The sequence below is a fragment of the Azospirillum baldaniorum genome, assembly GCF_003119195.2.
Classification (GTDB): domain Bacteria; phylum Pseudomonadota; class Alphaproteobacteria; order Azospirillales; family Azospirillaceae; genus Azospirillum; species Azospirillum baldaniorum.
This window is the reverse complement of the sequence record NZ_CP022262.1, coordinates 68,837-75,000: the sequence shown is the minus strand read 5'-3', so window position 1 is coordinate 75,000 and position 6,164 is coordinate 68,837. Positions and strand designations below refer to the sequence as shown.

7 protein-coding genes are annotated in these 6,164 nt (G+C 71.2%); all 7 read right to left on the bottom strand.

Translation table 11 applies throughout. The features are described from left to right. Positions 1-30: 30 nt before the first annotated feature. Positions 31-393, bottom strand: coding sequence for a response regulator (locus Sp245p_RS31705; RefSeq protein WP_014200077.1), 363 nt, complete (start codon positions 391-393; stop codon positions 31-33). A gap of 150 nt (positions 394-543) precedes the next feature. Continuing rightward, complete coding sequence (locus Sp245p_RS31700; RefSeq protein WP_014200076.1) at positions 544-2,001, bottom strand: TadE/TadG family type IV pilus assembly protein; 1,458 nt, start codon at positions 1,999-2,001, stop codon at positions 544-546. Then, positions 1,998-2,606: a TadE/TadG family type IV pilus assembly protein gene (locus Sp245p_RS31695; RefSeq protein ID WP_014200075.1), complete on the bottom strand. Its 609-nt coding sequence runs from the start codon at positions 2,604-2,606 to the stop codon at positions 1,998-2,000. Before Sp245p_RS31695 ends, Sp245p_RS31700 begins: the two co-directional genes overlap by 4 nt. A 5-nt stretch (positions 2,607-2,611) precedes the next feature. Beyond that, positions 2,612-3,175, bottom strand: coding sequence for a TadE/TadG family type IV pilus assembly protein (locus Sp245p_RS31690; protein WP_014200074.1), 564 nt, complete (start codon positions 3,173-3,175; stop codon positions 2,612-2,614). Positions 3,176-3,184: 9 nt separating this feature from the next. Further along, on the bottom strand, positions 3,185-3,895 hold the full coding sequence (locus Sp245p_RS31685) for a tetratricopeptide repeat protein (protein ID WP_052584573.1): 711 nt from the start codon (positions 3,893-3,895) through the stop codon (positions 3,185-3,187). A 275-nt stretch (positions 3,896-4,170) separates the two neighbouring features. Continuing rightward, the gene (locus Sp245p_RS31680; protein ID WP_109139266.1) at positions 4,171-5,196 is read right to left on the bottom strand and encodes a type II secretion system F family protein; all 1,026 of its coding nucleotides are present in this window, start codon (positions 5,194-5,196) and stop codon (positions 4,171-4,173) included. Next, the gene (locus Sp245p_RS31675) at positions 5,193-6,158 is read right to left on the bottom strand and encodes a type II secretion system F family protein (protein WP_014200070.1); all 966 of its coding nucleotides are present in this window, start codon (positions 6,156-6,158) and stop codon (positions 5,193-5,195) included. The genes Sp245p_RS31680 and Sp245p_RS31675 overlap by 4 nt, the downstream gene beginning before the upstream one ends. Between the last annotated feature and the right edge of the window lie 6 nt (positions 6,159-6,164).

Below are 6,164 nucleotides of genomic sequence, written 5' to 3'. Positions count from 1 at the left end.
TTTTTTCGCGGCCACCCTCCGGCGGTCCGGTCAGGCGACCCCGAGCAGGCTCTGCACCGCCCGGACGATGCTGTCCTCGGAGAAGGGCTTCTGGACGACGGACAACTGGCCCGGCTCCTCCTTGGGCAGGTTGTCGCTGTAGCCGGTGGTGACCAGGATGGGCAGCTCGGGGCGCTGCTCCTGCATGCGGGCGATCAGGCTGGTGCCATCGAAATGCGGCATGCGCAGGTCGGTGATCAGGATGTCGGCGGGATCGTTCTGGTCGATCTTGAAGGCATCGAACCCGTTGCGCCCGATGGTCACGCGGAAGCCGCGCTCCTCCAGGGTTTCGGCAATGGTGACCGCGACGACGGGGTCGTCCTCGGCAACGATCACATGAAAGGTCTGGGACATGACGGGCGGGCCTCTTGTCTGCACGGTCCTGAATCCTGTAGCCCATTGGGCGGCGGCGGACCAATGCGCAATAGGTCATAAACCGCTGTCTCCGCCATACCGCCCCTGGCCAAGGTGCCGGCCGTTCAGCGCAGACCGACCGGCGGCCGATCAGCGGATGATCCGCAGGTTGCTGAGCTGGCCGGCAATGGTACGGAACACCGTCTGCAGGTCCGCCGGCGTCGGGCTGTCGAAATAATGGTTCGGGCCGGGCGAGGCGCAGCTTTCGTAGAGGGTGCGGGTGGCGCTGCTGGCGCTGTCACCGACGGTGATGGTGAAGAGGGTGATCCCCGCCGCCTTCATGTTGCTGCACAGCGTCAGCATGCGGTTGTTGATCGCCGTCGTCACCTGATTGGTGTCGGTGGTGCCCAGCAGCCCGTCGCTGAGGCGCTGGTAGCTGGTGTAGTCGCCCTGCGGCTTGTACTTGTACCACTCGTTGTTGCCGTCGGTCAGCAGGACGACCGCCTTGGACATGTCGGGCGTCCCGTAATCAAGCGGCAGCGTGTCCGGCGTCGCGCCGCCCCACAGGCCGCGCCACTTCGGCGACAGGGTGAACCATCCGGCCTGCAGTCCCTGGTTCGCCATGGTGCCGCCGCGGTTCACCGGCTTCAGCCCGGCGATCTTGGCGAGCAGCGCCGAGCGGTCGTTGGTCAGCGCCATGATCGGCGGCGGGCAGCCGAGATTCGGTCCGGCCATGTCATTGGTCTGGCGGTAGGTGCCGTCGTCGGTGATGTTGTTCGGGGTCCAGGGGTTGTCGTTGTTGGTCCCGTTGTACTGGTTGTTCGGGTACCAGAAGGGCTTGAAGGGCGCGGAGGCCGGCGGGGTGTCGGTCTGGTCCTGCGGCTGGGTGCGCGCCAGGACGCAGCCGCGCCAGCCCTGGGAGGCCCATTTGGTGGCGTCGTAGCTGCCTGCCGCCAGCCAGCTGGTTCGGGTCTTGCCGATGTTGACCTCCGCCGCGTAGGGGGCGATGGAGACCCACAGGTTCTTCGGCGGCGTGCTGCCCGGCCCGAACAGGATGTTGACGAGGTCGGTGGCGGCGCTGCGCAACTCCCCGATGCGGTTGTTGGTCGCCATGGAGCCGGTGACGTCGAGCACCAGCGCCAGTTCCAGCCCGGCGTTGGCGCGCTGCACCTGGTTGGTGACGGAGATGGTCAGCTCATTGACTTGCAGGACCCGCAGGAAGGTCGTCGGCAGGGTGGCGGTGACCGACACGCCGACGCGCTGGTTCGTCTGGTCCAGGGTCACCGCCGGGGTGCCGATGGCCGCCCCCAGAAAGCCCGGCGGCAGGTTGGCCGCGACGAACATGGCGATGTCGCTCTGCGCGTCCGCCGTGGAGTTCAGCATCTTGCCGGCGGCCAGCGCCCCGGCGTCGATGGCGGTCTGGAGCCGCGACTGCACGAGGAAGGCCCGCCCGTAATCCACCGCCAGCCCGACCATGCCGAGCAGGGGCACCGCGGCGGCGGCGAACATCAGCGCGGTGGCGCCCCGGCGGTCCCGCCTCACCGTGCCCAGAGAGGTGGCGCCCAGAGAGGCGAGCAGGCGGGCCGCGGTCAGGAAGCGTGTTCTCATGGCCCGGTCTCCAGCGTGGTGAGCGTGCCGAGCCGGGGCTGGTAGACGGCGCTGGCGTAGAGCGTCGTGGAGGTCCCGGCGTTGCCGAGCCACGGTCCGCTCAGCAGATAGGGGGTGAAGCGGTAGAACAGCTCGGTGAAGATGGCGTTGTCGCCGGGCTGCTGGGTGAAGCCGGGCGGCAGCGTGGCCGCCCCGCCCGCTGCGCCGTAGTGGCTGATGGCGGAGCCGGTGCCGGCCCGTTCCTGCCACATCACCCGCGATCCCTGGCCCATGTTGGCGACCGAGGTGATGATCACCTGCCCGCCGGCCATCAGGTCCAGCGGCTGGGCGACCTCCGTCGCGGCGAGGAACAGCACGCCGACTTCGTTCCCCTTCACCACGGTCATGCCGGCGCGCAGCTTGTCGAACTGGGTGGCGATGTCGCTGACGTTGGCGGCGGTGCGGTTCAGGGTCAGGGTGATGCTGACGTAGCGCACCACGTCCACGGTGGCGGTGACCAGCAGCAGAAGGACCGGCGCCAGCAGCGCCATCTCCAGCGCCGCGACGCCGCGGCGGTCGCGCGGCAGGGGCCGGCGCCGGGATGTCGGGACCTGTGTCGCCATCATGCCAATCATTCCCCCACCATGAAGGGTTCGTTGCGCACGGCCAGCCGGGCCTCGTGGATCAGCTCCGCCCGTCCCAGGACCGTGGCGCCCAGCCCGGTCAGCACCGGCTGGGTGTAGCGCAGCGTGTAGACGACGACCTGCCCGCTGCCGCCCAGCGCCATCCCGGTCTGATTGGCGTCCCAGTCGGTGGAGCCGCAATTCAGGTCGGTCAGCGAGGTGGAGGGCGGAACCCCGCCGTTGATCTGGCCCAGCGTGGTGAAGGAGGCGTAGCTGTGGCTGCGCACCGACAGGCGGCTCTGGTCGAGCACCCGGCTGGTCAAGCGGTAGACCGTATCGCAGACCTGGGCGCGTCGGTCGGTGAAGCCGGTCGCCAGCTCCCCGGTGAAGCCGCTGCGAGCGGCGGCTCGGGCGGCGTGGTTGAGCAGGCCGTCCACGGTCAGCGAGTAGGACACCTCGGCCAGCGCGATCATGCCTGCGATCAGCGCCGGGGAGACGATCGCCAGCTCCAGCGTGGTCAGGCCCCGGCGGTCACGCAGGGCACGGCGAACGGGAGAAGGGCGGCTGCGCATGGGGCCGCCTCACGGTTTGAAGGCGACGAACTGGCGCGCCGTCTCGTAGAAGGCCAGATTCGAGCGGACGTTGGCGTCGTCGAGGTCGAGCCGGGCCACGCGGGCCGCCGCCTCCAGATCGCCTTTCAGCCCGTAGGCCAGCGCGAGATTCTGGCGCACGCGGGGGGAGTCCACCCCGCCTTGGACCAGCCCTTCCAGAATCGCCACGCCCTCGGCGCTGCCGTTCAGCGCCAGCGACAGGCCGAGGTTGGCCATGGCCGCCGCGTTGTTCGGCTCCGCCTTCAGGACGTGGCGGTATTCGCCCTGGGCCTCCGCGTGCCGCCCGGCGAGGTCGAGGGCGACGCCGCGGTTCAGACGGGCGCGCAGATCGTCGTCGTTGCGACGGAGCAGGGCGTCGAAGCGGTTCAGAGCGTCGGCCGGGCGGTTGGCGCGGACCAGCGCGCGGCCCAGCGCCGTCTGCACCTCCACATTGTCGGGCACCGCGGCGGCGGCCTTCTGAAGCTCGACCACCGCGTCGGCGGCGGACCCGCTCTCCGACAGGGTTTCACCCAGCCCGAGCAGGGCGCCGACATGGCCCGGCGCCTGATCCAGCACCGCCCGGTAGAAGCGCACCGCGGAGCCGGTGTTTCCCGCCTCCTGCGCGGCGCGGGCGAGGCGGAGCTGCACGCGCGCCTTGTCGTCCAGCGTGGCGTTGGCCGTCGGGCCGCTCTTCGACCCCACCGGCCCGCCGCCCGGCGCCGAGGCGCAGGCGCTGACCGACAGCAGCAGGAGGGCCGCCGCCGCGGCGCGGCCCAGACCGGAGAGACGCTTCTTCGGCCACGGTCCCCTCTCCCGTCCCGGGAGAGGGTGGCGCCACAGGCGCCGGGTGAGGGTCGTGCGAGGATCAACGAACCCATCCTCGGCGGTACCCTCACCCTTCCCGCGCGTTGCGCGGGCCCCTTCCCTCTCCCGGGACGGGAGAGGGGATGTCGGATGCGATGACGCTGGAATGGCGATCATGGCTGACCTCCCTTGGTCTGGCTGTGGGGCGGGTTGGAGTGGGATTGGCTGGAATGGGTTTGCTGACTGTTGCCGGCGCTGTCGAAGCTGCGCGAGACGTCGAGCATGGCGGGGCCGCCGACGACGATGAAGACGCAGGGCAGGATGAAGACCACCATGGGCAGGGTCAGCAGCACCGGCAGGCGGGCCGCCTTCTCCTCGAACCGGGCGAGGCGCTGGGCGCGCATCTCCCCGGCCAGGACGCGCAGCGCCTGGGCCAGCGGCGTGCCGTAGCGCATGGCCTGGATCAGCGTCGTCGCCATGCCGCGCACGCCCTCCATGTCCAGCCGGGCGGCCAAGTTGTTGAGCGCGCCGCCGCGGTCGGACAGCACGCGCATCTCCGCCGCGGTGGCCGACAGCTCGGCGCTCAGCGCCGGGTAGGCGGTCGCCACCTCGCGGGCCACACGGTCCACCGCCGCCTCCAGGCCGAGGCCGGCCTCGCCGCAGATCACCAGCAGGTCGAGCGCGTCGGGCAGGCCGTTGCGCACCTCCTCCAGGCGGCGGTCGCGCATCCGGCCCAGCGCCAGATCGGGCAGCCGCCAGCCGAGCAGGGCACCCGCCACCACCTGTGCCGCCGCACCCGGCGCACCGATCAGCGAGGGCAGCAGGTCGCCCGCCGCCGCCGGGACCAGCGCCATCCCGGCGCCGATGCACAGCAGCTTGATGCCGAGCAGGGAATAGAGGTGGCCGGGCTGGTTGTAGCCGGCGGCGATCAGGCTCTTGCGCATCCGCTCGCGGTCGGCGGAGCCGACGAGCGGCGTGCGGGCCAGCGCGGCGCCGATCCGGCTCAGCAGGCTGCGGCGCTCCGTCTCCGGGGCGGCGGAGGGCGCGGTTCCGGCGCGCAGGCGCTCCAGCCGGGTCAGCAGCCGCTCGCGCAGCGCGCAGGAGCGCAGCCCGGCCACCCCGGTCAGGATCATCAGCACGCCGAAGCCGAGAAGGACCGGCTGCGGGATCAGGCTGCCGATCATGAAGCCGCCGCTCATGACAGGGTCCTCCGGATGAGGAGTTGCATGGAGCCGACGCCGACCAGCAGAAGCCCGCCGGCCACCAGCAGCATCGTCTGGCCGCTCGGCTCGTCGATCAGCCGCCACGCGTAGTCGGGGTTCAGCATCGCCATGCCGCCGCCGGCCAGGAAGGGCAGGGCGGCCAGCACGGCGGCGGAGCTGCGCGCCTCCGAGGTCAGGGCGCGGGTGCGCATCTGCACGCGGCGGCGCTGGCGGATCATGTCGGCCAGATTCTCCAGCGGCTCCGTCAGGTTGCCGCCGGTCTCCCGCTGCAGCAGCAGGGTGACGACGAAGAAGCGGAACTCCGGCAGGCGGACGTTGGCGGCGGCGCGGGTCAGCACGGTTTCCAGGTCGATGCCCATGGCCGTCTCGTCGACGATGCGGCGGAACAGCGGGGCGATCGGCTCGGACAGCTCGGTGCCGACCATGCGCAGGCTTTCCGACACCGGGATGCCGGCACGGGTGGCGCGGACGACGAGGCTGATCGCGTCGGGAAGCTGGTTCATCAGCGCCTCCAGCGTCTTGCGGCGGCTGGCGGCGAAGACGAGGCGGGGGGTGACCAGCAGGGCCACGGCGGCGGCGGTCGTGGCGCCCGCGTCGCCCATCACCGGCCCGCCCAGCCACCAGCACAGGCCGGCTACGATCACGGAGTACAGAAGCGCCCGCCACAGCCGGATGCCCGGCGGCAGATAGACGGTCTGGCGCCGCGCGTAGAAACGCGACATGCGCCGCTTCACCCGGTCGGCGAGGGTCGGGGACCCGGCGCCGGTGATGTCGGGGCTGCCGTCCTTCACCACCGCCCGCGCCTCGGCCGACAGGACGGCCAGCCGGCGGCGCAGCGCCTTGCGGTGGCGGAACGCGCGCAGGGTGGACAGGGCGAACAGCAGAGTCCCGACGCCGAGGAGCAGGGTGGCGAGCTGCAGGGCCTGGATGCGGTCCATCGCGTC

Bases quoted from the DNA above. Each gene is read 5' to 3' on its own strand.
- Sp245p_RS31705 (WP_014200077.1), bottom strand. From the start codon at position 393: ATGTCCCAGACCTTTCATGTGATCGTTGCCGAGGACGACCCCGTCGTC.
- Sp245p_RS31700 (WP_014200076.1), bottom strand. From the start codon at position 2,001: ATGAGAACACGCTTCCTGACCGCGGCCCGCCTGCTCGCCTCTCTGGGC.
- Sp245p_RS31695 (WP_014200075.1), bottom strand. From the start codon at position 2,606: ATGATGGCGACACAGGTCCCGACATCCCGGCGCCGGCCCCTGCCGCGC.
- Sp245p_RS31690 (WP_014200074.1), bottom strand. From the start codon at position 3,175: ATGCGCAGCCGCCCTTCTCCCGTTCGCCGTGCCCTGCGTGACCGCCGG.
- Sp245p_RS31680 (WP_109139266.1), bottom strand. From the start codon at position 5,196: ATGAGCGGCGGCTTCATGATCGGCAGCCTGATCCCGCAGCCGGTCCTT.
- Sp245p_RS31675 (WP_014200070.1), bottom strand. From the start codon at position 6,158: ATGGACCGCATCCAGGCCCTGCAGCTCGCCACCCTGCTCCTCGGCGTC.